The sequence below is a fragment of the Pararhizobium sp. LjRoot235 genome, assembly GCF_964254145.1.
In the GTDB taxonomy this organism is placed as follows: domain Bacteria; phylum Pseudomonadota; class Alphaproteobacteria; order Rhizobiales; family Rhizobiaceae; genus Pararhizobium.
Genome location: NZ_CAXUSP020000002.1, coordinates 466,729 through 488,841 on the forward strand (window position 1 = coordinate 466,729; position 22,113 = coordinate 488,841).

General features: G+C 58.8%; 25 protein-coding genes, 2 pseudogenes and 1 other annotated feature. Of the genes and pseudogenes, 19 read left to right on the forward strand and 8 right to left on the reverse strand.

Annotated elements, in window-relative coordinates; all coding sequences use genetic code 11:
* The first annotated feature begins 9 nt into the window (after positions 1-9).
* The 5 genes from ACSQ2Z_RS22915 (at position 10) to ACSQ2Z_RS22935 (ending at position 5,516) form a co-directional block, all read left to right on the forward strand.
* Complete coding sequence (locus tag ACSQ2Z_RS22915) at positions 10-1,200, forward strand: sialidase family protein (protein ID WP_436083531.1); 1,191 nt, start codon at positions 10-12, stop codon at positions 1,198-1,200.
* Between the two features lie 427 nt (positions 1,201-1,627).
* Entirely contained in the window at positions 1,628-2,761 is a 1,134-nt protein-coding gene (locus ACSQ2Z_RS22920; protein WP_436083532.1) for an iron-containing alcohol dehydrogenase, read from the forward strand.
* A gap of 65 nt (positions 2,762-2,826) precedes the next feature.
* Complete coding sequence (gene pdxA / locus ACSQ2Z_RS22925) at positions 2,827-3,807, forward strand: 4-hydroxythreonine-4-phosphate dehydrogenase PdxA (protein WP_436083533.1); 981 nt, start codon at positions 2,827-2,829, stop codon at positions 3,805-3,807.
* 562 nt (positions 3,808-4,369) lie between these two features.
* Positions 4,370-4,663, forward strand: coding sequence for a hypothetical protein (locus ACSQ2Z_RS22930; RefSeq protein WP_436083534.1), 294 nt, complete (start codon positions 4,370-4,372; stop codon positions 4,661-4,663).
* Between the two features lie 226 nt (positions 4,664-4,889).
* Positions 4,890-5,516 (forward strand): imm11 family protein, encoded by a 627-nt coding sequence (locus tag ACSQ2Z_RS22935; RefSeq protein WP_436083535.1) that lies wholly within the window; start codon positions 4,890-4,892, stop codon positions 5,514-5,516.
* A gap of 148 nt (positions 5,517-5,664) precedes the next feature.
* On the opposite strand, the gene ACSQ2Z_RS22940 is transcribed toward ACSQ2Z_RS22935, so the two are convergent.
* The 4 genes from ACSQ2Z_RS22940 to ACSQ2Z_RS22955 all read right to left on the reverse strand — a co-directional run bounded on the left by ACSQ2Z_RS22940 (position 5,665) and on the right by ACSQ2Z_RS22955 (position 7,427).
* Positions 5,665-6,078, reverse strand: a complete 414-nt coding sequence (locus ACSQ2Z_RS22940; RefSeq protein ID WP_436083536.1) for a hypothetical protein — start codon at positions 6,076-6,078, stop codon at positions 5,665-5,667.
* A gap of 111 nt (positions 6,079-6,189) precedes the next feature.
* The gene (locus ACSQ2Z_RS22945) at positions 6,190-6,393 is read right to left on the reverse strand and encodes a hypothetical protein (protein ID WP_436083537.1); all 204 of its coding nucleotides are present in this window, start codon (positions 6,391-6,393) and stop codon (positions 6,190-6,192) included.
* A gap of 39 nt (positions 6,394-6,432) precedes the next feature.
* The gene (locus ACSQ2Z_RS22950; RefSeq protein ID WP_436083538.1) at positions 6,433-6,663 is read right to left on the reverse strand and encodes a hypothetical protein; all 231 of its coding nucleotides are present in this window, start codon (positions 6,661-6,663) and stop codon (positions 6,433-6,435) included.
* Positions 6,664-6,968: 305 nt separating this feature from the next.
* Entirely contained in the window at positions 6,969-7,427 is a 459-nt protein-coding gene (locus tag ACSQ2Z_RS22955; protein WP_436083539.1) for a WYL domain-containing protein, read from the reverse strand.
* Between the two features lie 99 nt (positions 7,428-7,526).
* Between ACSQ2Z_RS22955 and ACSQ2Z_RS22960 the strand changes: the two genes are divergently transcribed.
* A complete protein-coding gene (locus ACSQ2Z_RS22960; protein WP_436083540.1) occupies positions 7,527-8,342 on the forward strand; it encodes a M10 family metallopeptidase C-terminal domain-containing protein in 816 nt (271 codons plus the stop codon).
* Positions 8,343-8,445: 103 nt separating this feature from the next.
* Here the strand turns inward: ACSQ2Z_RS22960 and ACSQ2Z_RS22965 are convergent, their stop codons facing one another.
* Entirely contained in the window at positions 8,446-8,883 is a 438-nt protein-coding gene (locus ACSQ2Z_RS22965) for a hypothetical protein (protein WP_436083541.1), read from the reverse strand.
* A 555-nt stretch (positions 8,884-9,438) separates the two neighbouring features.
* Between ACSQ2Z_RS22965 and ACSQ2Z_RS22970 the strand changes: the two are divergent.
* From ACSQ2Z_RS22970 to ACSQ2Z_RS22980, 3 genes and pseudogenes are all read left to right on the forward strand, one after another.
* Positions 9,439-10,202: pseudogene (locus tag ACSQ2Z_RS22970) on the forward strand (IS5 family transposase).
* A 402-nt stretch (positions 10,203-10,604) separates the two neighbouring features.
* Positions 10,605-10,907 (forward strand): cupredoxin domain-containing protein, encoded by a 303-nt coding sequence (locus ACSQ2Z_RS22975; RefSeq protein ID WP_436083542.1) that lies wholly within the window; start codon positions 10,605-10,607, stop codon positions 10,905-10,907.
* Positions 10,908-10,944: 37 nt separating this feature from the next.
* Positions 10,945-11,127, forward strand: coding sequence for a hypothetical protein (locus ACSQ2Z_RS22980; RefSeq protein WP_436083543.1), 183 nt, complete (start codon positions 10,945-10,947; stop codon positions 11,125-11,127).
* Positions 11,128-11,130: 3 nt separating this feature from the next.
* On the opposite strand, the gene ACSQ2Z_RS22985 is transcribed toward ACSQ2Z_RS22980, so the two are convergent.
* Positions 11,131-11,313, reverse strand: coding sequence for a hypothetical protein (locus ACSQ2Z_RS22985; RefSeq protein ID WP_436083544.1), 183 nt, complete (start codon positions 11,311-11,313; stop codon positions 11,131-11,133).
* Positions 11,314-12,077: 764 nt separating this feature from the next.
* Between ACSQ2Z_RS22985 and ACSQ2Z_RS22990 the strand changes: the two are divergent.
* The 10 genes and pseudogenes from ACSQ2Z_RS22990 to xth form a co-directional block, all read left to right on the forward strand.
* Positions 12,078-12,499, forward strand: a pseudogene (locus ACSQ2Z_RS22990) (hypothetical protein); the annotation flags it as partial.
* Positions 12,293-12,372: a sequence feature (AL1L pseudoknot), on the forward strand. It overlaps the preceding pseudogene by 80 nt.
* Positions 12,500-12,819: 320 nt before the next feature.
* Positions 12,820-13,122, forward strand: a complete 303-nt coding sequence (locus ACSQ2Z_RS22995) for a helix-turn-helix domain-containing protein (RefSeq protein WP_436083545.1) — start codon at positions 12,820-12,822, stop codon at positions 13,120-13,122.
* Positions 13,119-14,351: a type II toxin-antitoxin system HipA family toxin gene (locus ACSQ2Z_RS23000; RefSeq protein ID WP_436083546.1), complete on the forward strand. Its 1,233-nt coding sequence runs from the start codon at positions 13,119-13,121 to the stop codon at positions 14,349-14,351. Before ACSQ2Z_RS22995 ends, ACSQ2Z_RS23000 begins: the two co-directional genes overlap by 4 nt.
* Positions 14,352-14,473: 122 nt before the next feature.
* Positions 14,474-14,806: a hypothetical protein gene (locus ACSQ2Z_RS23005; protein ID WP_436083547.1), complete on the forward strand. Its 333-nt coding sequence runs from the start codon at positions 14,474-14,476 to the stop codon at positions 14,804-14,806.
* Between the two features lie 112 nt (positions 14,807-14,918).
* Positions 14,919-15,128 (forward strand): dodecin, encoded by a 210-nt coding sequence (locus ACSQ2Z_RS23010; RefSeq protein ID WP_436083548.1) that lies wholly within the window; start codon positions 14,919-14,921, stop codon positions 15,126-15,128.
* A 151-nt stretch (positions 15,129-15,279) separates the two neighbouring features.
* Positions 15,280-17,730 (forward strand): DNA ligase D, encoded by a 2,451-nt coding sequence (gene ligD / locus ACSQ2Z_RS23015; protein ID WP_436083549.1) that lies wholly within the window; start codon positions 15,280-15,282, stop codon positions 17,728-17,730.
* 38 nt (positions 17,731-17,768) lie between these two features.
* The gene (locus tag ACSQ2Z_RS23020; RefSeq protein ID WP_436083550.1) at positions 17,769-18,644 is read left to right on the forward strand and encodes a Ku protein; all 876 of its coding nucleotides are present in this window, start codon (positions 17,769-17,771) and stop codon (positions 18,642-18,644) included.
* Positions 18,644-19,729, forward strand: coding sequence for a tetratricopeptide repeat protein (locus tag ACSQ2Z_RS23025; protein WP_436083551.1), 1,086 nt, complete (start codon positions 18,644-18,646; stop codon positions 19,727-19,729). The genes ACSQ2Z_RS23020 and ACSQ2Z_RS23025 overlap by 1 nt, the downstream gene beginning before the upstream one ends.
* A gap of 1 nt (position 19,730) precedes the next feature.
* Positions 19,731-20,372, forward strand: coding sequence for an alpha/beta hydrolase family protein (locus ACSQ2Z_RS23030; protein ID WP_436083552.1), 642 nt, complete (start codon positions 19,731-19,733; stop codon positions 20,370-20,372).
* Between the two features lie 13 nt (positions 20,373-20,385).
* Positions 20,386-21,156: an exodeoxyribonuclease III gene (gene xth, locus ACSQ2Z_RS23035; protein ID WP_436083553.1), complete on the forward strand. Its 771-nt coding sequence runs from the start codon at positions 20,386-20,388 to the stop codon at positions 21,154-21,156.
* 177 nt (positions 21,157-21,333) lie between these two features.
* Here xth and ACSQ2Z_RS23040 read toward each other — a convergent pair whose 3' ends face one another.
* The gene (locus ACSQ2Z_RS23040) at positions 21,334-21,738 is read right to left on the reverse strand and encodes a type II toxin-antitoxin system VapC family toxin (RefSeq protein ID WP_436083554.1); all 405 of its coding nucleotides are present in this window, start codon (positions 21,736-21,738) and stop codon (positions 21,334-21,336) included.
* A complete protein-coding gene (locus ACSQ2Z_RS23045; RefSeq protein ID WP_436083555.1) occupies positions 21,735-21,995 on the reverse strand; it encodes an antitoxin in 261 nt (86 codons plus the stop codon). The genes ACSQ2Z_RS23040 and ACSQ2Z_RS23045 overlap by 4 nt, the downstream gene beginning before the upstream one ends.
* Positions 21,996-22,113: the final 118 nt, after the last annotated feature.

A 22,113-nucleotide genomic window follows, 5' to 3' on the forward strand; every position in this document is an offset into this window, starting at 1 on the left:
GCAATGGCCATGCTCACCACTTCCGGTCTTCGGCCCGACGAAATTCCGGCGTTGATGAACGGTGCAGTCTCGGCGCATCCCCTGGAGAAAGGGCGCTTCGAGGCATTTTTGCCTTCGCCTTGTGTGCAAAATCACGCCGCAAATCTCGCCTTTCTGCCCGACGGAACGCTCGCTTGCGTCTGGTTTGGCGGCACGATGGAAGGCATGGGCGACATCTCGATCTATATGTCGCAGCTCGTGGCGGGCTCATCCCGCTGGTCTCAGCCCGAGAAGATGTCGGACGATCCGCAGCGATCGGAGCAGAACCCCGTTCTTTTCGCAGCACCGGATGGCAAGGTCTGGCTGATCTTCACGTCACAAACCTCGGGAAACCAGGACGGTGCCATTGTCAAGCGACGGACCTCCGTGGACGGCGGCCGAACATTCGGCCCAGTCGATGTCCTCTGCGATATTCCGGGCACATTCGTGCGTCAGCCGATCATCGTCAACGCCCAAGGAACCTGGCTTCTTCCGGCCTTCCGATGCATAGGGGTGCCTGGAGCGCGCTGGACAGGTGACGTCGATACGGCGGCCGTTCTCGTATCGCGCGATGCCGGTGAGACCTGGGAGATGGTCGATGTGCCCGACAGCGTCGGAGCAGTGCATATGAACATCGTCGCGCAAGACGGGGGGCGGATGGTGGCTTTTTATCGTAACCGTTTTGCCGAGCAAATCTTGCGCAGCGTCTCCGCCGACGGCGGTATGAGCTGGAGCGCGCCGGAACCGACGGAGCTGCCGAACAACAATTCGTCGATCCAGGCGGCCGGCCTTTCAGGCGGACGGATCGCCATCGTCTATAACCATTCCAATGCCTCGACGTCGGATGATCGGCGCCATTCGCTCTATGACGAGATCGAGGCGGAAGACGGCGTGCGAAGCGAGAAATCCGAGCTTGTCGCGGATTCCCTGGCGCACAAGGCAATCTGGGGCGTTCCGCGCTCTCCGATGAGCCTCGCCTTCTCCGATGACGGAGGCCGGACTTTCGCACGCCGGCGCGATCTCGAGACTGGCGATGGCAATTGCCTGACCAACAATTCCAAGGATGCGCTCAATCGCGAATATTCCTATCCCTCGATCGTGGAAGGGGCGGATGGATCGCTGCATATCGCCTACACCTATTATCGTCGCGCCATCAAATACGTGCGCTTGGCGTTCGGTTGAGGGTCTGAAGTCTGCCGGGCGCAACGGGCTTCGGCAGGCGGTTAGAATTCAGAAAAATCGCCTCTTTAGGCCAAAACTTTTGACAAGTTGGCCAAGAACCGCTCGTTTTAGCGTGCGAAAAGCGCAAAAAATTCATATTTTTACATGGTAATGACGACCGGCTTATGCCGACTTTGTGCCGCGTTACAGGTATCGGGTAATATATCGTGCAGTTTGCAGTCCATGTGCCAACTAGGACGAATTATAATTAAAACAAATAGATAATGCTATATCCAAAATAAAACGCCGCGGGATCATCGCACCGGAGATGCGGAAACGACAGACGATCGCAAGTTCTCTCTTGCAAAAAAAGCTCGGCTTGTGTAACAAATTTACATGTTACTGCGACCGTCGGATGGGCGCATATACCTAGATACGAGGATCCATCATGACAAGCCTGAGCGCGCCCATCACGATCGTTCGACCTGAAATCATCGAGTTCGGCGTTGGTGTCGCGGCAAAACTCGGGAGTTGGGCGGCCGCTCGGGGCTTTTCGCGCGTTCTCGTCGTCTCCGATGCTTTCAACGCGTCCCGCGTCGATAGTCTCGAGTTGCCGGGCGACGTCACCGTCTTCTCGCAAGTCAGGCCCGAGCCTGACACGAATAATCTCGATTTGCTTCTGTCCGTCGCAAACGAGGCGCGCGCCGACCTGATCGTCGGTTTCGGCGGTGGCAGCGCCATGGACCTCGCCAAGCTCGCATCAGTGCTCGCCGGTTCCGTGCAGACATTGCGAGAGGTCGTCGGTGCTGGCAAGGTTGCGCAACCACGCCGGGCAGGACTTGCGCAAGTGCCGACGACATCCGGCACCGGCAGCGAGGCGGGCATTCGCGCCCTGGTTACCGATCCGCAAACCCAGGCCAAGCTTGCGGTCGAGAGCATCCACATGCTTGCCGACATCGCCGTCATCGATCCCGCGCTGACCTTTACGGTTCCGGCGGCGACGACGGCGGCGACAGGCGTCGATGCCATGGCGCATTGCGTCGAGGCCTTCACCAACCGCAAGGCCCACCCGATGATCGATCTCTATGCGATCGAGGGGGTTCGCCTGGTCGGGCGTTATCTCGCCCGCGCGGTCGCTGACGGTTCAGATGCGGAGGCGCGGGCAGGGCTCTCGCTTGCCTCGCTCTATGGCGGCTTCTGTCTCGGTCCGGTCAATACCGCCGGCGGGCACGCGCTTGCCTATCCGCTCGGAACCCGCTGGCATATCGCCCACGGCGCAGCCAATGCTCTGATCTTCCCGCATGTGCTGGCCTTCAACACGCCGGCCGTTACTGAAAAGACGAAACAGGTGATCGAAGCGCTGAACCTGAAGGCGGGCGCCGACCAGGCATCGGTGTTCGACGCTTCGTTCGGTTTCTGCGCCGGGCTTGGCATCGAGATGCGGCTCTCCGGCCTTGGCGTGCCCGCTGACGATCTCGGTATCATGGCCGACGACGCCTTCGCCATTCGCCGCCTGCTCGACAACAATCCGCGCGAGCTTGGCCGGAGCGACATTCTTTCGATCTACCAGGCCGCCTATTGAGACAATAGGCCCGCGCTCACCATGCCGGACCGCAGAGGCAGCAACGCCCGCAGAGGATATCGATCATGAGCACATCACGCATAGCCGTCACACTCGGCGATCCGGCCGGCGTCGGACCGGAAGTCATCGTCAAGGCGCTGGCAGCCCTGCCAGAGGCCGATCGTGCAAACTTCGTCATTATCGGCAATGTCGCGGCGCTGGAGCGGGCAAACAGGGTGACGGGAACGGAATTGCGGTTTTCCGAGATGCCGGCTGCCGGTGTCGTTGCGGTCGATGAAGTGGCGATCGACGGCAGTCTGCCGGAGATCGGCAAGGTCAGTCCCGTGGCGGGCGACGCGTCCGTGCGCTACATCAAGCGTGCGGTCGAACTTGCCATGTTCGGCGATGTCGATTGCATCGTCACGGCACCGATCAACAAGGAGGCGATGAACCTCGCCGGCCACCATTTCGATGGCCATACCGGACTTCTCGCCCATCTCACCGGGTCGAAGAGCTCCTTCATGCTGCTCGCTTCCGAGCGGCTGAACACGATCCATGTCTCGACGCATGTGTCGCTGCGCACCGCCATCGAACGGGCGACAGTCGAGCGGGTGCTGGCGACGATCGAGGCGGGGCACAAACATTTCCTGCGGCTTGGCCGCAGGGCTCGCATTGCCGTCGCCGGCATCAATCCGCATTGTGGCGAGGGCGGCCTGTTCGGCGACGAGGACATGAAGTTCCTGGCGCCGGCGGTCGAACTGGCGCAGGCGAAAGGCATCGACGTCGTCGGTCCGATTTCAGCCGATACCGTCTACGCGCGCGCCTATGGCGGCGCCTTCGATCTGGTGGTGGCGCAGTATCACGACCAGGGCCATATCCCGATCAAGCTCGTTGCCTTCGAGACTGCCGTCAACGTCTCGCTCGGGCTGCCGATCGATCGTGTCTCCGTCGATCACGGGACCGCCTTCGACATTGCCGGCACAGGCAAGGCAAACCACGCGAACATGTTGTCGGCAATCGACTATGCGCGACTGGTTGCCCGCTCACCGAGAACGATTTTGGAGTAAAAACCCGACACGAACCTCCATCGGGATCACCGCGCTCGCGCGACCGACGCCTCATCGGGATGCCCGCCTCCAGTTTGCCAATCGCTTCCGTCACCAGCTCTGGCGCTACTATCCGCACGTTGATCCCGACACCTGCCAAAGCCCGAACGGTCAGAGCAACAACGGTGGCTGCGCAAGCGGAGCAAGGTGAAGAAGTGGTCAGCGGAAACTCTGCTGGCGCAGCGCCGTCGCACGCCAATCGCCGCCGCCGCAGGCGTGGCAAGTACTTTCCTTTTTAGACAGACCGGCGTCCTCTGTTAGCGCAAATTGTCCGTTTATGTGTGGCGCAAAGGCGACGGCTGAAACCAGCACGTCCTAGGCCGCAACGGGCGGACAGCTGACCTTTCCCTGGCCCCGGGGGGGGCGAAAACATGAAAGACAAAGCAGCCAGGATCCGCGCGCCTCTCACGCATAGATTTTTTCCTAGGCTGCGAAAAATCGCCGAGAGTGACAAGCACAACCGCGCCGTAGCCTATGTTCTTGGCCGAGAACAGGTTATTTTTCCACCGTCATGGAAAAACGATTGAGAGGAAGGCCAACGCATCTGCCGGACGCCGTGAAGCGGCGCTTCGTCGAAGCGCTGGCAGGTGCAGCCGTGCCGCAAGCGGAGATCGCCGCCGTGCTCGATGTGACCGTGCCGACCTTGCTGAAGCACTACGGCGATGAGTTGCGGCGCGGCAGTGCCGTGATGCAGGCGAAGCTCGTTGGCAATCTGTTGCGCATTGCCAGCGGCAGCGACGGCACCGCGTTGAAGGCGATCATATTTTCTTTACAATGCCGGTTCCGTTGGTCGCGGTATCTGCCGCCGCCGCGCTGAGCACTACCCGCATGCTCAACAGCAGCCTTCAATCTCGTTCCTGACCCACCATGAGTGAGGCTCCGCTTAGGTGCATGGAGCATCGGGTGTTGTTCGCCCTCGCCACATCCATATTGAGTAGTTTTCAGGTTCCTGAAAATGGCTACAACTTAGACCATTCACGAAGCTGAGCTGCCCCCCAGAGGAATGGCGGAATGTGCACCGAATTGCAGGAGACTATTGCCCTATGACACAATCTAAAACCGCACGGATCTGGGCCAGCCGCGCCTTCATGGATTCATCGCGGATCAAGGGGTTTACAGCTGATCCGTTGCCGACGGGGATGAATCTCGGCCAAGTGGCCGAATTGAACCAAGCCGGCGAGCGGATGTCTGCCGAGCATTTCCCAAAGGAGATCTTTGCCGAATATCCTGACAAGAAGGAAATGAAACAGGCGGATCTCGTGGTTGCCGCCGGTGCGGTGGTGGTTTCTGCTGCCTGTGCCGATGTGCTGCAACAATTCGATCTCGGCCATTCCTCGCTCTATCCGATCAAGCTTTTCCAGCATGACCGCAAGACGCCGGTCGAAGGCGAATACTTTTGTCTGAATATTGGCGAGCGCAAGGACACTTTCCTGCGTGAGCACTCACAAAGGGTCCTTGAATACGGGGTTGGCGGTTTCAGAATGCGGTCAAATCTTCTTGACGACGAAGTGGCTGTCAGCCCGGCCTCACTTGAGGGCCCTGATCTGTGGGTGAGTCCGCCCTTGAAACGCATTTTTTTCCTGAGTGATCGCCTAACCCAGGCCCTGCGGGCGGCAATTATGAGCAGGGTCTTCGGGTTCCGCACCTGCCGCATGGTCAAATTCCACTGATTTTCCCGCGCTCGGCCGGCAGCTACTCGCCGTCAATTCATGCGATGGATCGAGCAGAAGTGCGGCATCACTCACACGGCCGCGCAGAGGCTCATGCGCCTGGCGAAGGAGGCGGACACAGCGTAGGAAGCCTCAGCGATACGCTCGCTCATTGATAATCAGCCTCCGTTTTCTTGACGTGAATACTGGTCGACATCACAGGTATTTCCCTGGTCTGCAGATCGATTGCAAAATCTGCGACAAGGGTATCACTAGCAAATCTGAAGGCTTCGCTTTTTTCTACTTTTTGGGAATGACGGAAGTATTTGGAACTGCGTGCAGCTTCACGCACAGCTTCAACGTCGCATTTTCCAGTCGGTACATGTTGCCTAAGGAATTCGACTCTGTATTTGACCTTTGGAGGCTGTGGCGACATCAGTAGGTCGATCCATGCGACAAAGTCTCTGCAGCGCCCGGGCTCCACCGTTTGAGTGACCGTATCTTGGGCCCAAGCTATCGGCTGCAACGTCAAGCCGAGAGCGGCCGCAACGGCTGCGCTCCAGACCTGTTGGCGATAGCTCATCGACCAGCCTCCCATGCCCAGCTTCCAACTATTGCCCTGCCAGTACGCGCGTCCGTGAAACGGGTTGCGCCCAGGAAGCCGTTACGCCACACAATCAGCGGCGTGACCCTGTCAGAGGCAGGTGTCGCACAAAGGATTTTCGAGGTCTGTGGCATCCCATGATCGCATTGGGTTGCCACAGTGGAGGCATCTTGTGTCTGCCTGCTGCAGGTCAGCATGACGCTTCGCTGCTTTTCTCGCTTCCTCTTCCAATTTGATGGCATCGTCGCGGCGCTTCATTTCTGCCGCTATTTCTTCGTCAGTAAAACCGCCCATTGCCCATTCTCCATCCGTTTTCACTCGCGGGCCGCCGCCTCAATAATAGTAGCAGCGCCAGCGGCCGCACCAGTAGCTCGGATAGCGCGGCGAGGTTGCAGCCGCCGCGGCCGCGAGCCCCACGACGGCCGCGCCCACCAGCACCGCCGCCGCTGCCTGATTGTTGGCGACCGTCCGACGTTCGCGCTCGCCGTAAGTGTAGAACATGCATCGCCGATGGTCATCGGTGCCTGCCTTGTAGCCGAACATCGTGCACTTCTGATCGTCCACGCCCTGTTCCATGGCGGTATACGTCGTGGCTGACTGGCACCCGCATAGCAAGGCCGCACAAATGGCTAGACACAGTCCCCGCCTCAATTCCCCAAATGTCGCTTTCAACTTGAACGCCCCCATACGCTTACTCTCCACGCTTAATTCAAATCCTCAATGAAGCCGGCCGCCCGGTCGACGTTCATCGCTGCATCCTCCAGTTGACCTGGTCGCCAGCCCGCAGGGTCGCACAGCGCACCTGACAGTCAAGGATTAGGGGCATCGCCAAAACGAGGTAGGAAACGGCGCTGCGGAAAGAGTGGCCTTCAATATCTTGAGCGAAGGTAGGCCCCGAGATCGTTAATCACCCTCTTGGTTTTGAGATTACGCGCGAACTGGATGCGATCACTTCGGAACGTGCGCTCATCGTTGCGGAGATGGCATTGCGCCTTGATGAACAACCACTTTTGGCCGCGCATCAGGTGAATGCTTTTGGGTGTGATCACACGTTCGCTTATTTCTCCGTCGCGGTTCACGTACTCGATGAAGAACCGAAGATCGTGTGTAATCGCACGGTTGAATGCTTCATCCCACGTCTGAAATCGGGGGTTGTCCGGTCGACTATCGCCGGCAGCCGGCGACGCCTTGCGGAACCAGAGGTAAATCGCACCAGCAAATACCATGAATCCCAATAGCAATAGCAACCACACCTTGAGAATCCCTATCCCCGTGGAAGCAGAGTGTGCCGCGAAAATTCGTGGCAGCATGTTAGTCAAAGGTTGCACTTACCCTCATAAATAAAGTTACGCGGGCTCGCGAATGGTAGCGATTGCCCTGCAACCTGAAATGGACTTATAGGTTAACTAATAACGCTGGGGGGATTTATGGGCGCGTCTATTTCGGTAAACAGTAATCTTGGACTTGACATCAGGCAGCTAGATTTCAGTGAAATCTATTACGCCTACTCCTATACCTACGGATCCACCATCTTTCGCGCGGACTACGGTGGCGGAGACGTTGACGAGTTTCGTGGCGCAGGCTTCCAATACAACTCCAACGGAGAGCCAATTAGCGGCACCGTGAACAGCTATACCGCTGTCCGTGATGGCACGAAGTTTTTCTCGGTCGATGGTGTCAGCATCGCGGCGACGAGTATTGTGAATGCCGCAAGAACCTCTTCCACGAGCGATGACCCAGTCGTGATTGCCAATGCGCTGAGCGGAAATGACATTTTCAGAGGCGGCAACGGCAACGACTATGTCAAGCTATTCGGCGGAAACGACACGCTGATCGGAAACGGCGGTAATGACTACCTCTATGGCGGGTCAGGAGCCGACAAGATCACTGGAGGCCGCGGACACGACTACCTCCGAGGGGAAACGGGCAGCGATACATTCATTTTCAGATCGATAGCGGAGTCTACCTACGCCACGGCCGGCCGTGACACGATCTACGATTTCACCGGGGGCAGCGACAGAATTGACCTGTCTGCAATTGATGCCAGCACGGTATTAACGGGGAACCAAACATTCAGTTTCATAGGCACCAAGCTGTTCACCGGGAAAGCAGGCGATTTGCGATATGAAAAGACGAGTTCGGACACCTATGTTTATGCTGACGTGAATGGCGACAAGAAGGCTGATTTCGCAATCCATCTCGATGATGCCGTGACTCTGCAGAAGGGCTACTTCGTTCTCTGATATCTTGTAAATCGCTTTGAAACAGTCCCTCCGGCCACCCGGTGCACCAACGAAATACCCAGCCCGGTAAAGTTCCGCATAAACCGGATGCAGAGGGAGGGGGCTAGTTGCTTCGTCGTACCGATTGGGGCACCAGCTCTAAACACTCGTGGGTGCTCTTCTCGGGCATCATGCAGGTTAAGCAGTAACCAAAGTCAAGCTTCTTGAAGCCTGGGCCTAGATCCTCTACCGCAAAACCTGCCCCGCCCGTCTGTGGCACCGACCAGAATTCGGAAAAGCCGACGTAAGCGCCATAGCGGTTCTTTGCGTTTAGCAGCCCGCAGTAAGCCACAATCGGTTTCTTTCGCTCCTTTCTCAGCGTTCTCTTGCAGACGTTTGCAAACTTGGCGCTATCGCTGTCGAAGAGTTCGAGCTTGAAGGTTTCCCGGACCTGTTCAATTTCCGTCCCCGTCGCAGGCACGCATGTCGTTTCAGCATGAGCCGACGTGACCGCGACCAGCATACAGACGACTGCGCCAAAACCTGCAAACACCACCCTCACGGCGGAGCCCCTCCCAAAATGGCAACCGACCTTCGAGCGCCCTCGTCGTTCAGCTTTCTGGCGACATCCGCAAATTCGAAAAATGGCGAAGGCGCGCTGTGTTACCAACGTGAATTTAATGCCATTGAAAAGCGGGCCAAGCAACTCTCAGTCGCAACCTCAACGATGTAGGTATGGATACCGCTCGCAGCGGGCGAGTGCGACGCAAGCGGATCAAGGAACTACAACCCGAGGCGGAACAGCGCAAGATCGCGAGAGTGCTGGGGGTGGATCATAAGACGATCCGCAATGATTTGAGGGCTGGGGAAAATTCCCCACCGCGCGCCGAAATGAGCGGCACCGAGGCGGCAGGGCTGGTTAAGAACGCGGCAAGAATGCCGCCGAGGTGCGCGACAAGCGGCTGGCGACTTTGGCGGCGGTGTCTTTGGTGAAGCGGTCGGTGACGGAGCCTTCGAAAAGTTGGCGGACCCTCGTGTGCTAGGCCGTAAACTCATAAACGGGGTTTCGTCAGCGACGAGATAATGATTCACTGGGGCTTTGATTTGGAGGCCTTTTGTGACGCGTCGTCGTTTCGATCTGACTGATTTCGAGTGGGCGATTATTCAGCCCTTGTTGCCGAACAAGCCACGCGGCGTGCCGCGCGTTGATGATCGGCGAGTGATCAACGGCATCCTGTGGCGCTTCCGCACGGGCTCACCCTGGGCGGATGTGCCGGAGCGATATGGCCCTTACACCACGTGCTACAATCGTTTTGTGCGCTGGAGAAAGGCCGGCGTTTGGGATCATGTCTTGCACGAGATCGCAAAGGCCTTCGACGGCGATATCATTATGATCGACAGTTCCTGTGTTCGCGTTCATCAGCATGCGGCCACGGGAAAAAGGGGGATCGAGACGATGGCTGCATGGGACGTTCCCGTGGCGGCCTGACGACGAAAATCCACGCCGTCGTCGACGCAGACGGCAGACCGATCCGCCTCGATCTGACAGCAGGGCAAGCTCACGATATCAGGATGGCAGAGCCGATGTTGCAGGACATGCGCAAAGGCACCATCCTGCTCGCCGATCGTGCTTACGACACCAATGTGCTACGCGATTTGGCCAAAGAAAAACAATCCTGGGCCAACATTCCGACGAAACAAAACCGCAAGGCCAGTTTCTCTTTCAGCCGCTGGGTCTATCGTCAACGCAACCTGATCGAACGCTTCTTCAACAAACTCAAACAGTTCCGAGGCATTGCAACCAGATATGACAAAGACCCACGCAACTTTCTCGCAGCGGTCAAACTCGCCGCAATACGCATCTGGATCAGATCGTTATGAGTCTACGCCCTAGTTTGAACCGTTCCTCGTCTCCGGGTGCAATCGACAACGCCCGATTGCCCGCCGATATTTCTGCAAGCCGCTCTTCCCGACTTCGCTGGTTGCGGCAATTTTTACCAGGAAACCTGGACCCGGGCGGGGTAGTTCATCACGCGGTTCAAGTCCCATAACGAGCAAGCAAGACGAGGAATCCGTACAGCATCGGCAATAACATTTTCTTTACTCCTTTGACGAATCGTCCTCCTACCACCGCCGTTTGGCAATCAGTCACTTCGGGGGTGGTTGGAGGGTAAAACGGCAGCAGGTCGGGAATAAATCATCCATCTGATGCGTCAGTAGTAATCGCCCTCGTCGCAGAGCACCGCCGCCCACGCGGCAAGGGAACCAGAGGAGGAACATCACGTGCGCATTGCCCTGACAGTTGCCATGCTTGCCCTTGCGTTGCCCTCTTTCGCTGCCGGTCATGCCGTCCAAATCAAGGGCATGAAATTCAGTCCGGCCAGGCTGAACGTTGCCGTCGGCGACACGATCACCTTCACCAACGGCGATTCCAACCGCCATACCGCCACGGCGCTGGACGGCTCCTTCGACACCGGGCGGCTTGCCACGGGCAAGAGTGCCACCGTGAGGATCGGTGCCGCTGGCAAGCATGATTTCAAATGTATGATTCACCCCTCGATGAAAGGCAGTGTCTCTGCGAAATAGTTTCGAGCGGCGGAACCTATCAGCAGGCCAGTGAGCTATGGCGCGGGCGATGCTCAAGCCGGAAGTCGAAAACAAGGGCGGGCGCGGGAAACTGTCCCAAGATCGGGACAGTTTGGAGAAATCAGAGCGCAATGCACTCGCCCAAGCCCGCTACCTCCTCCGCCATGATGAACATGCGCGGGAAAACCGCCCGCTGACCACGGGCGGTTCCCATTCATGAGAGTCAGCCGAAGATGGCTGGATTCTCGCCGTCGCTGTCCTGATCCATTACGAAGTGCGTTAGGAAGTAGGCGATTTCTTCCCGTGTGCGCGGAAGGTACATCGCCGCATTGAGCTGATCGTTTATCAGGCGATCTTCACCGTTGATACGACGGATCGAATAACCATAGCGGCGTGCGATCTTCACGAGTTCATTTCGCGTGTACATTTGGGCATACCTTTTCTTTGTCCGGGTCGAGAAATCGACCCAGAACGATTAATAGGAAAGGAAGAAAAGTCTGGGACCCCGATCACGCTCGTCCCGTGCCCATGCCATACCGCGCCAATTCGCCACCATCAGGCAGCAAATACCCCTCACATCTCGGATCGGGTCGATGCAGGAGCAGTTGGAGACATCCAACCCATATGCGAGGATTCAAGTCAATTGCTTCCCTCTACGCGGCCCTTTCCGCCTGCCGCTACTTTCCCGGCCAAGGCAGGAATCCGCGCTGACGGTGGCCGCAGGCGGCAAAGCGGGCCATCAGCGCCGCGTCGCTAGGTTCCAGAGTTCACAAGCATATCGAGACAAGAGCGGAGATCGTCGGCAGCGTTGAGCTTCGCCCTCTTGGAGCTGCCAGGGCGCACGACTTCCCCCAAGGAATACCCTTCGCCACATATCCGCGACACAAGCAAGTAACCCTGCTCGCGAAGCAGAGGGCGGACGCGCCGAAGCTGGTCGGCAGCGTGCGGGTTTGTGGCGTCGCCAGCATGGGCGCGGCTATAGAACGGGTTTTCGACGATCACGCCGCGCAAGGTGCGATGCGGATCGGCGGCGGGGCGGCGGTGCTTTGTTTTCAAGCGCGCGGACATGTTTGCAAGGATGCCACATGCCTTATTTCAAGGCTAGGAAACACGCTAGGCAAAAATGGGCTGAATTTATTTTATTAATAAAATCAATATGCTATAGGCAGCATGGCGCCGGAACATGGAGCCGAAAATCCATCGAGATGGTCGGCAGTCTCTTCGATAGCCGCCAAGATTGGCTGCTCGGCGCATACGCTCAAGAAAGCCGAGGTGGACAGTGGTTCGCGGCCCGGCATTCCGGGCGACGTTGCCGAGAAGATGAAAGTTCTTGAGCGGGAGAACCGCGAGCTCCGTCAGGCCAACGAGATACTGCGCAAAGCATCCGCTTATTTTGCCCAGGCTGAGCTCGACCGCCCACTGAAGCGATGATTTCCTTCATCGATGAACATCGCTCCAGGTCCCGCCGCATCGTTGGCTGGCGAGTGAGCCGAACCGCCCATGCGAGCTTCGTCCTCGATGCCCTGGAGCAGGCGCTCCATGATCGGCGGCCCGTCCACTGCGGCGGGCTTGTCCACCACTCCGGTCCCGGTAGGGACGATGGTTACCCATCGCCCCCGGTCAGATCCGTACGTGCGGCACTACCGCATACGGCTCCTATCGGATGTTGTGACGGTAAGGCCCGTTACAGAAGCGGGTGTTATTGCAGAAATACCCACGGAGCCCCTAGGAGACGCCGTCATGGAAGCTGCAACTTCCCAACCGCATACGCCGGCCGCTATCCGGGCTGATCCTTGCGCAATTTTCATATCATTGGAACTCAGTCGTTCAACCTGGTTGATCACGTCGCAGCCTTGAATAATACAAATCTTATGATACATTAAGCCACGCAACGTTTCATAAGATTTGCATTATGAAGACAAAAATATCGATAAGCCCAGCCACTAAACGTGAGTTGCGCATCTTGGGCGCGCAGCTCCGCGCCGCTCGCTTACGTCGAGAGCTTCCCCAATCCCTTATAGCCGAAAGGGCGTCCATAAGCCGACCGACCATTACGCGGATCGAAAATGGCGATCCCAGCGTAAGCATCGGATCATATGCGATGGTGATGCAGGCACTAGGACTGATCGATGGATGGGGCACCGTCGAAGACAAGCTCGGCGAAGTACTAGCCGAGGAGCAGTTGCGCAAGCGCGCACCGAGGGACGGGACATGACGATCGATGTCTACATTGACGCATATGGCGTCCGCCGCAAGGTTGGAACACTGCGCCGACATGCAGGCGCAGGACGCGAGCGCGTCACATACGAACACGATGACGCATGGCTCAACTCCCCAGAGGCGTTCCAGTTCGACCCGACGCTCCCGCTAAGACGCGGCGTGTTACACCCGGGCGCGAATAAGCTGATGTTCGGCACTTTGGGAGACAGCGCCCCCGATGCGTGGGGAAGAACCCTTATGCGCCGCCGGGAAAACCGAGAGGCGAAGCGGGAAGGCAGAGCGCCACGCACTCTCCATGAAGCCGACTACCTTCTAGGGGTAGCAGACGAAACCCGTTTAGGCGGCATACGATTTTCCGTGGGAGGTGCGTTTCAGTCGCCGCAGTCGAAGGGAGTTCCGACGACCGTGGCTTTGGGCGATCTCCTGTCAGCGGCCCAAAGGATCGATCGAGGCGAGGAATCCGATGAAGACTTGATCTTGATTTTCGCCCCTGGCTCGTCACTTGGTGGAGCGCGGCCAAAAGCATCCGTGTACGATCAACACGGCAACCTCTCGATCGCGAAGTTCCCGAAGGAGCTGGACAAATACTCGGTGGAAACATGGGAGGCCATTGCCATGGACATTGCCGCCGCAGCGGGCATCGAAACGGCGCGCCACGAATTGGTTCAGGCGGCTGGCCACACAGTGTTCCTGTCCCGGCGCTTCGACAGGATGAGACGAGCTGGGGAGGAAACGCATCGGATTCCGTTCATGTCGGCGATGGCGGTTACCGAACATAATGACGGGGATACGGACTGCAGCTACCTTGAAATCGTTGATGCCATCAATACCTACGGAGCGAAACCCGCTCACGACCGTGCCGAACTCTTTCGCAGGATAGCGATCAACATCCTGATATCGAATGTTGACGATCACTTCCGCAATCATGGGTTCCTGTGGGCCGGCAAGAGGGGATGGCAGCTCAGTCCCGCCTATGACTTGAACCCCAACGCGAGCAGCATTCGGGTTCTCTCCACGAGGATCGATTTTGAAGATGGGACCGCGTCGATCGATTTGTTGCGGTCGGTTGCCGAGTACTTCGTCACGATGGTCGATGCCGACGCGATCATCGCGGAATGCAGAGCCGTGACATCGCGGTGGCGTGACTTCGCCCACGCGCGAGGCGCGTCGCGATCAGAGGTCCGAATGATGGAGACTGCTTTCGAACACGAGGACACCCGCTGACGGACGAGGACGTTCGCCATTATGTCGATGCCTCCGTACACGGTAAAGGCAGTCCTTGCGCCATTTCTGTTCACGTACATTCACCCGACGGAGACGGGAACGGTAGGAACGCAAGATTTCTAATGAACACGTTGCTCGCCGAGGGAGGGTTTAGCTGGACCGTTGTTCCGTTTGATCGACGCGACGACTACATGTCAGCTCTCAACGCAGCGAGTTCCAAAGTGGACATTTACCCCCTCGCTGCTTTCCTCGCCCATTGGTCGGCTCTCCGCCAAGCCTACACGGACCGCTTGGCCAAAATGGAAATGATGGCACCCAACGGTCGAAAAATTGTTGAAGGATGCACCAGCAGCACTACGGAGCTGATCATCTCGATCCCGCCGCCGACAAAGCTTTCTTGTCTCAGGCCGTTTGACAACGACAGACTATTGCCGGATCGTTGGCGTTGGCTGTGAAGTTGCATGCCGGCAGCCTTTTGGCTGACGGCGTGATGATGCAGTTCGACAGGGCAGTCCCGTAGAGCGCCTCAGAAGCCAAACACAGCCTGAAGCAAACCGGGAGGATAACGTGAGCGACCATGTCTATAAGAAGGTGGAACTTATCGGTAGTTCGAAGGTCTCGCTGACCGAGGCGATCGAAACAGCGATTTCGAGAGCCTCGAAAACCATGAGAAACCTCGAGTGGTTCGAAGTGGATCAGATCCGGGGACATATCAAGGATGGCGTGGTGGCGCACTATCAGGTCGTCATGAAGGTTGGATTTCGGATCGACGATTGATGCGGCTGAGCCGGTTGTCTGTTACAGCCCGAGAGCTGGCCTGTCGATCGGTTTTCGACAGGCGAGGACAAACCGCTTCGCGCAGCCGTAGCGAAAAACGTTGCTTCCACTCGATATTGCAGGTTTTCCGGGCAAGCCATGGCGTGGAGAAATGGCGACATCGAAACTGACGGCCTATCGCAAGAAGCGGGACTTTTCGAAGACGCAGGAACCGGTTGGAAGTCTTGCCGGCGGCGGCAACCGCTTTGTCGTGCACAAGCATCATGCCACCGCAGATCACTACGATTTGAGGCTGCAGATCGGCGGCGTGCTGAAGAGTTGGGCTGTCCCGAAGGGGCCTTCGCTCAATCCGGCGGACAAACGGCTGGCGGTAGAGACCGAGGATCATCCGCTGGAGTATATCGACTTCGAGGGCGTGATCCCCGAAGGCGAATACGGCGCCGGTCCGATGATTGTCTGGGATGCCGGTGTCTGGGCGCCGATGGACGATGTCGAGAAAAGCTTGCGGACAGGCGCCTTCAAGTTCCGGCTTGCCGGCGAAAAGCTCAATGGCGGCTGGATGCTGGCGCGGCTGAAGCCCAAGCCGGGGGATGAAGACCAGCGCAACTGGCTCCTGTTCAAGGAGCATGATCTCGCTTCAAACGACACCATCGACATCCTCGCCGCGCGTCCGGAAAGCGTCAAGTCCGGCCGGCGGATCGAGGAACTCGTGGAAAAGCCAAAGCCTGCGACCAGACCGGTAAAACCCAACCCCGGCGCGCTTCCCGGTGCGGTGAAAGGCATTGCGCCAGCGCGCATCGAGCCGCAACTTGCGACGCCGACGGCTATTCCGCCCGGCCGCGCCGACCAACGCGAGGTCTGGCTGCACGAGATCAAGTTCGACGGCTACCGGACGATGGCGCACCTCTCCGCCGGTGCGGCGCATCTGATCACCCGCGGCGGACTGGATTGGACGAAGCGCTACGGCGACCTGCCTGAGGCTTTTCGGCAGCTTCCGACCCGCGACGCCGTCATCGACGGCGAAATCGTTGTGCTGGACGACAAGGGGATCAGCCAGTTCGCGTTGCTGCAGGACGCGCTCGCCAAAGGTGCAGACAACAGGCTTGTGTTCTATGCCTTCGATCTCCTCCATCTCGACGGCTGGAACCTGACCAATGTCCCGCTTGAAAAGCGCAAGGCGCTGCTGGCGCAGTTGCTCGAGGGGCACATATCCAGTCACTCCGCCATTCAGCTCAGCGATCATGTCGTCGGCGATGGGCGGGCGCTCTACGAGCAGGCCTCGGAAATGGAGCTCGAAGGCATCGTCTCGAAGCGTGCCTCGGCCCCCTATCAGAGCGGCCGATCGAAAACCTGGACCAAGACCAAGGCGTTGAAAGCCGGCGACTTCGTCATCACCGGATACACCACCTCCGAGGCTGCCGGGGGCCTTGCCGCGCTCGCGCTCGGCGAATGGGTGGATGGCGAACTGGAATATCGCGGCAAGGTTGGCACGGGCTTCGACGCGGCCATGCTCAGGCAATTGCTTGCGCGGCTGGCCCCGCTGCGCGCCGGCGCTACTAAACTCGACGGCGCGCCAAGGGACGTCATCTGGGTCCGGCCGGTGCTCTCGGCGCATATCCACTATGCCAATCGCACTGCCGACAATGTGCTTCGCCATGCCGTCTTCAGGGGGCTTCGCGATGTCGCGCTCTCCACGCCGGTCTCCGACCGGCGTGAACGGCTGATCTCGGACGCCGATCTCGCAAGCATCTCCGTCACCAATCCGACGCGCCGGCTGTTTGGCAAATCGGGTCCCACCAAGCTCGACATTGCGGTCTACTACGCCTTGGTCGGCGATTTCATGCTGCCGCATATTCTCAGCCGCCCGGTCTCGCTCGTCCGCTGCCCAACGGGAAAACCTCAGGACTGCTTCTTCCAGCGCCATCCCTTCACCGGCATGCCATCGTCGATGGCGACATTCGAAACCACCAACTCCGAAGGCGAAACGAAATCCTATCTCTCGGTGGAAGACGCAAGAGGGTTTCTCGCCCTGGCCCAATTCGGCGTGGTCGAATTCCATAGCTGGGGAACAACGCGAAAGCGGCTGGAAAAGCCGGACCGCATCGTCTTCGACCTCGATCCCGGCGAGGGCATCGCCTGGCGTGAGGTGGTCGAGGCGGCCGTTCACATCCGCGGTCAACTCGAGGCGCTTGACCTTGTTCCGTTCGTCAAGACATCGGGCGGCAAGGGGATCCACGTGGTCGTGCCGATCAGGCCGGAGCACACCTGGAAGAAGGTGCACCGGGCGACCAGCGACATTGCCGCGCGCCTGGCGGCGACTGCGCCGCAAACGTTCACCACGACAATGGGCAAGGACAATCGCATACGGCGAATTTTCATCGACTTTCACCGCAATGCCCGCGGGCACACGTCGGCTGCTCCCTATTCGCTTCGCGCCCGCACCAATCTGCCTGCGTCGACCCCCGTCAGTTGGACCGATCTTGAAACTATCGACGCTCCGGGGGATTTGAACTATTCTTCATTGCCGGGCCTTCTGGCCACGTCCGGCGATCCCTGGGCCGATATCGGCGAATTCTCCAGGGATTTACCGTTGTTGCCTTAAGGCCGGAAAATAATCGCATTGCCGCGCAGGAGATGATCATGGCGCCCAGGGCAAGTTGGAAAGGTTACCTCAAACTCAGTCTCGTGAGCTGTCCGGTGCGGCTCTATCCCGCAACCAGTTCGAGCGAGCGCATCAGCTTCAATCAGCTTCACAAGGATACCCATAACCGGATCAACATGAAGCCTGTCGATCCGGAACTCGGCCTGGTCGAACGGTCGGACCTGGTGAAGGGTTACGAGTACGAGGACAAGAAGTACATCATCATCGAGGACGCTGATCTTGAGAGCGTCCGGATCGAATCCAACCACACCATGAACATCGAGGCTTTCGTCGACGAAAGGTCGGTCGACATCATCTATCAGGATGCCCCCTATTATCTGGCGCCGGACGGGGCGATGGCCGAGGAGACCTTCGTCGTGCTGCGGGAAGCGATGCGAAAATCCGGCAAGCTGGCGATCGCGCGTCTGGTTTTGTCCAGTCGCGAGCGGGTGGTCACCATTGGCGCGCGCGAGACCGGTATGTTCGTGTGCACGCTCAGAAATCCCAGCGAGGTGCGCGGCACGGCCGAATATTTCGGCAATATCTCCGTCGGAAACCCGGATCCTGAGATGCTGCAGCTTGCCGAAGCACTCATCCAGCAGAAGCTGACGACATTCGATCCAAAGAACTACGAGGATCGCTACGAAATCGCGCTGATGCAGATGATCCGCGAGAAGCTCAAGGGTCACAAGCCGATCATCGCAGCCGCTCCGGAACGCGGCAATGTCATCAACCTCATGGACGCGCTTAAGGCGAGCCTCTCGCAATCGAAGCCTCCCGCCAAGAGCAAGACCAAGTCGGAGCCGGCGGCAAAGCCGGCTGCGAAGGCAGTCACTTCCGCAGCGGCCAAGCCAGCCGCCAAGAAGAAAATCTGATGGCGGTTGCTGGCCAGACATTCGGCATCGTCGGCGCACTGGCCGCGTTCCCGCGCCGGTTGGCGGCGCGGGAAGTCGAACGGCAGGGTGGGCATCTGAGGCGCGGTGTGACGCGCCGGACATCGCATCTGGTCTTCGGCAGAGGTTTGCTTGCAAAGGCAAACGAAGCCGAGATCGAAGCGCGGTTCGACACGGAAATCAGCCACGGCAGGTGTTTCCTTAGCGAGAAGGGATTTCTTCGGTTGCTGGGTTTGATGACATCACCGGAAACATCTGCCCTGACACGGCAGGCGCTGATCGACCAATCCCGGCTTTCTCCACGGAGTTTTGATTTTCTTTCCCTGTTTGATGCCTTCGAGCACGACGCGGAACCCTACTCCTTCCGCGATCTGATCCTCGCAAGGAAGTATGCCGGCCTGATCGCCAGTGGCGCTCCCTGGAGCGCGATCGCAAGGTCGGTCTACCGCTCCCGTTCGGTGGCCTCGCTTACGGCGCTGTCGCTCCATCACGAGGGCTCGGACACGATCTATGTGCGCGATGCCGAAGGTTTGAGCGAACTCGACGGCCAGTTGCTGTTCGATCTGGGGACGCCTGACGACGCCGAGCTTGAGGACCTTTTTTCTCGGGCCGAAGCTGCCGAAGGTGATGATCAATATGATCAGGCTGCCGCCTTCTATCAACGTTGCCTCGCCATCGATCCGACGGACTCCGTTGCCGCATTCAATCGCGCCAATTGCCTCAAGGCCAGTGGCCGGCAGCTGGAGGCTGCGCATGACTATGCGCGCGCCCTCAAGCACGACCCGAGCTTCGTCGAGGCCTGGTTCAACCTCGCCGGGCTTATGGGCGATCGTGGGCGGGTCGATGCTGCGCGCCGGCACCTGCAAAAAGCGATCGAACTCGACGGCGACTACGCGGATGCCATCTTCAATCTGGCGAAACTTGAATTCGATGCCGGCAATCTCAGCGAGGCGCGACGCCGGTGGGCGCGCTATCTCGAACTCGACAACGATTCCGAATGGGCACGAGCAGCCGCCCGTGGCGTGCAGTTCGTCGACCTCCAGTTCATCGCAAAAACGGCGGGCTGAGATGGGCGAGCGATTTCTGTTCGACGGACCGGACGATGCCACCGTCACCATCCTACTTGCACATGGTGCCGGCGCGCCGATGGATTCCGCGTCGATGACCGCGACTGCCAAGGCTCTCGCCGAGGCGGGCTTTCGCATCGCCCGTTTCGAGTTCGGTTACATGGCGGCCCGCCGCTCATCGGAGGGCCGCAAGCCACCGCCCCGCGCGGAAACGCTTAATCCGGAGTATAGGGCGGCCGTCGCTGAACTTGTCGCAGACGGCCCCCTCGTCATCGGCGGCAAGTCGATGGGCGGGCGGGTTGCCAGCATGGTTGCTGACGACCTTTACTCTGCGGGGAAAATCGCCGGGCTTCTTTGCCTCGGTTATCCTTTTCACCCTCCCGGCAAGCCGGAACAACTGCGCACCAAACATCTCGCCGGGCTGATGACGCCGACATTGATCTGCCAGGGGACGCGTGACGAGTTCGGTACCCGGGGGGAAGTTCCCGGCTATGCACTCTCAGACAGAATCGAAATTCTCTGGCTTGAAGATGGCGACCATGACCTCAAACCTCGCAAGAGCATCTCCGGTTTCTCGGCCGCCGATCACCTGGCGACCATGGCCAAGGCGGTCGTGACGTGGGCCGAGAAGCTGGCGCGCTGACAATGCGGCCCGCATGAAGATCGCAACCTTCAACATCAATGGCGTCAACCGGCGGCTCGAAAACCTGCTTGCTTGGTTGAACGTGGCCAGGCCCGATGTTGTCTGCCTTCAAGAACTTAAGGCAACGGACGGACAGTTCCCCGAGGCGGCGATCGAGGCTGCGGGCTATGGCGCGGTCTGGCGTGGACAACCGGGCTGGAACGGTGTTGCGATTTTGGCGCTTGACTGTGAGCCGGTTTTGACCCGGACCGAGCTGCCCGGTGATCCGTCCGATACGCAGAGCCGCTACATCGAGGCGGCGGCAAACGGCATTCTGATCGCATCGCTCTATGCACCCAACGGAAATCCGCAGCCCGGCCCGAAATTCGACTACAAACTTGCCTGGCACGACCGCCTCGCGCTGCATGCCACAGCGTTGTTTGCGACCGGCGTGCCAGTCGTGCTTGCCGGCGACTACAACGTGGCTCCGGAACCGCGGGACATCTATCCCACCCGTTCCTACGACGACAACGCCCTCATCCAGCCCGAAAGCCGCGCTGCGTTCCGGCGCCTTCTTGATCAAGGCTGGCTCGACGCCCTTCGCAAAGTTCATCCCAACGGAGCAATTTATACGTTCTGGGACTATCGCCGCAACCGGTGGCAGCGCGACGCCGGACTGCGCCTCGACCACATCCTTTTGAGCCCGAAACTGACGCGCCGGCTCGGTGACGCGGGCGTCGACAGGGATATCCGGGGCCGGGATGGAGCAAGCGACCACGCACCAGCGTGGATCATTTTACGGTAAGCGCGGGTCAGGTCTTTGATGGCCGGATCGCCCAGGTCGGCAAATTCGGCAATCCCGCAAGGGAGGAATGGATAGCCACCGCCAATTGCTCCAGGGTTTACGGATGCTCCATCCACATTTGGAACATGAAGTCATGAGCTTGCATCGGACTGCGGCGTCTTGCTCAAGGGCTCTGTCTCAACGCATCCAGTCTTCGACCTGCAATCCCTTCACCCGTTCAAACTCTCCGATATTGTTTGTGACAAGGGTCAGGCCACGGGCCTTGGCCTGGCCTGCAATCAGCACGTCGTATGGCCCGATTGGTCTTCCCTCCACTGCCAGCGCAGCGCGTATCTCGCCCGAGACGAAAGCGTCTGCCTGATCGAAGTCGAGAATTGGAAAGTCAGCAAGCAGCAGCCTCAGCGTTTCCAGATTATGCTCGACCTTCACGCTCTTGTGCGCCCCGTAATAGAGTTCATGTACGACGATCGAGGATAGCCCGATGCTGCCGGGAGGGCTATCAAGCAAGCGGCTGACCAGTTTTTCGGATTTCCGGACAATGAGCGTAATCACCGCATTCGTATCGAGGAGATAAGCAATCAACTGAACACCGCGTCGAGTTCCGGCCGTTCCTGCGATCCCGGTTGTTCACGGCCATTGGCCATGAAGTCGTCGCTCACGCCGCGCGCCAGCGCTGCCTTCAGTGAAGACCATGCCTCCTTGTGCTCGACATGCGGACGCAGAATGAGTGCATCGCCCTCCTGCGTCACCTCGACGCGATCGACGTCGAAGCGAAACTCTTTGGGCAGACGTACAGCCTGTGAATTGCCGGACTGGAACACCCGTGCGAGATGGGGCATGGTCGCCTCCTGTTTCGTATATACATGACCGTATATACGCGCCTTCCGCGCTAGCCGCAAGGAATGATTCGGGTCTGGCGTCTCCGGCGAGCCGCCGGTCGCGTGACGCAGCAAGGCG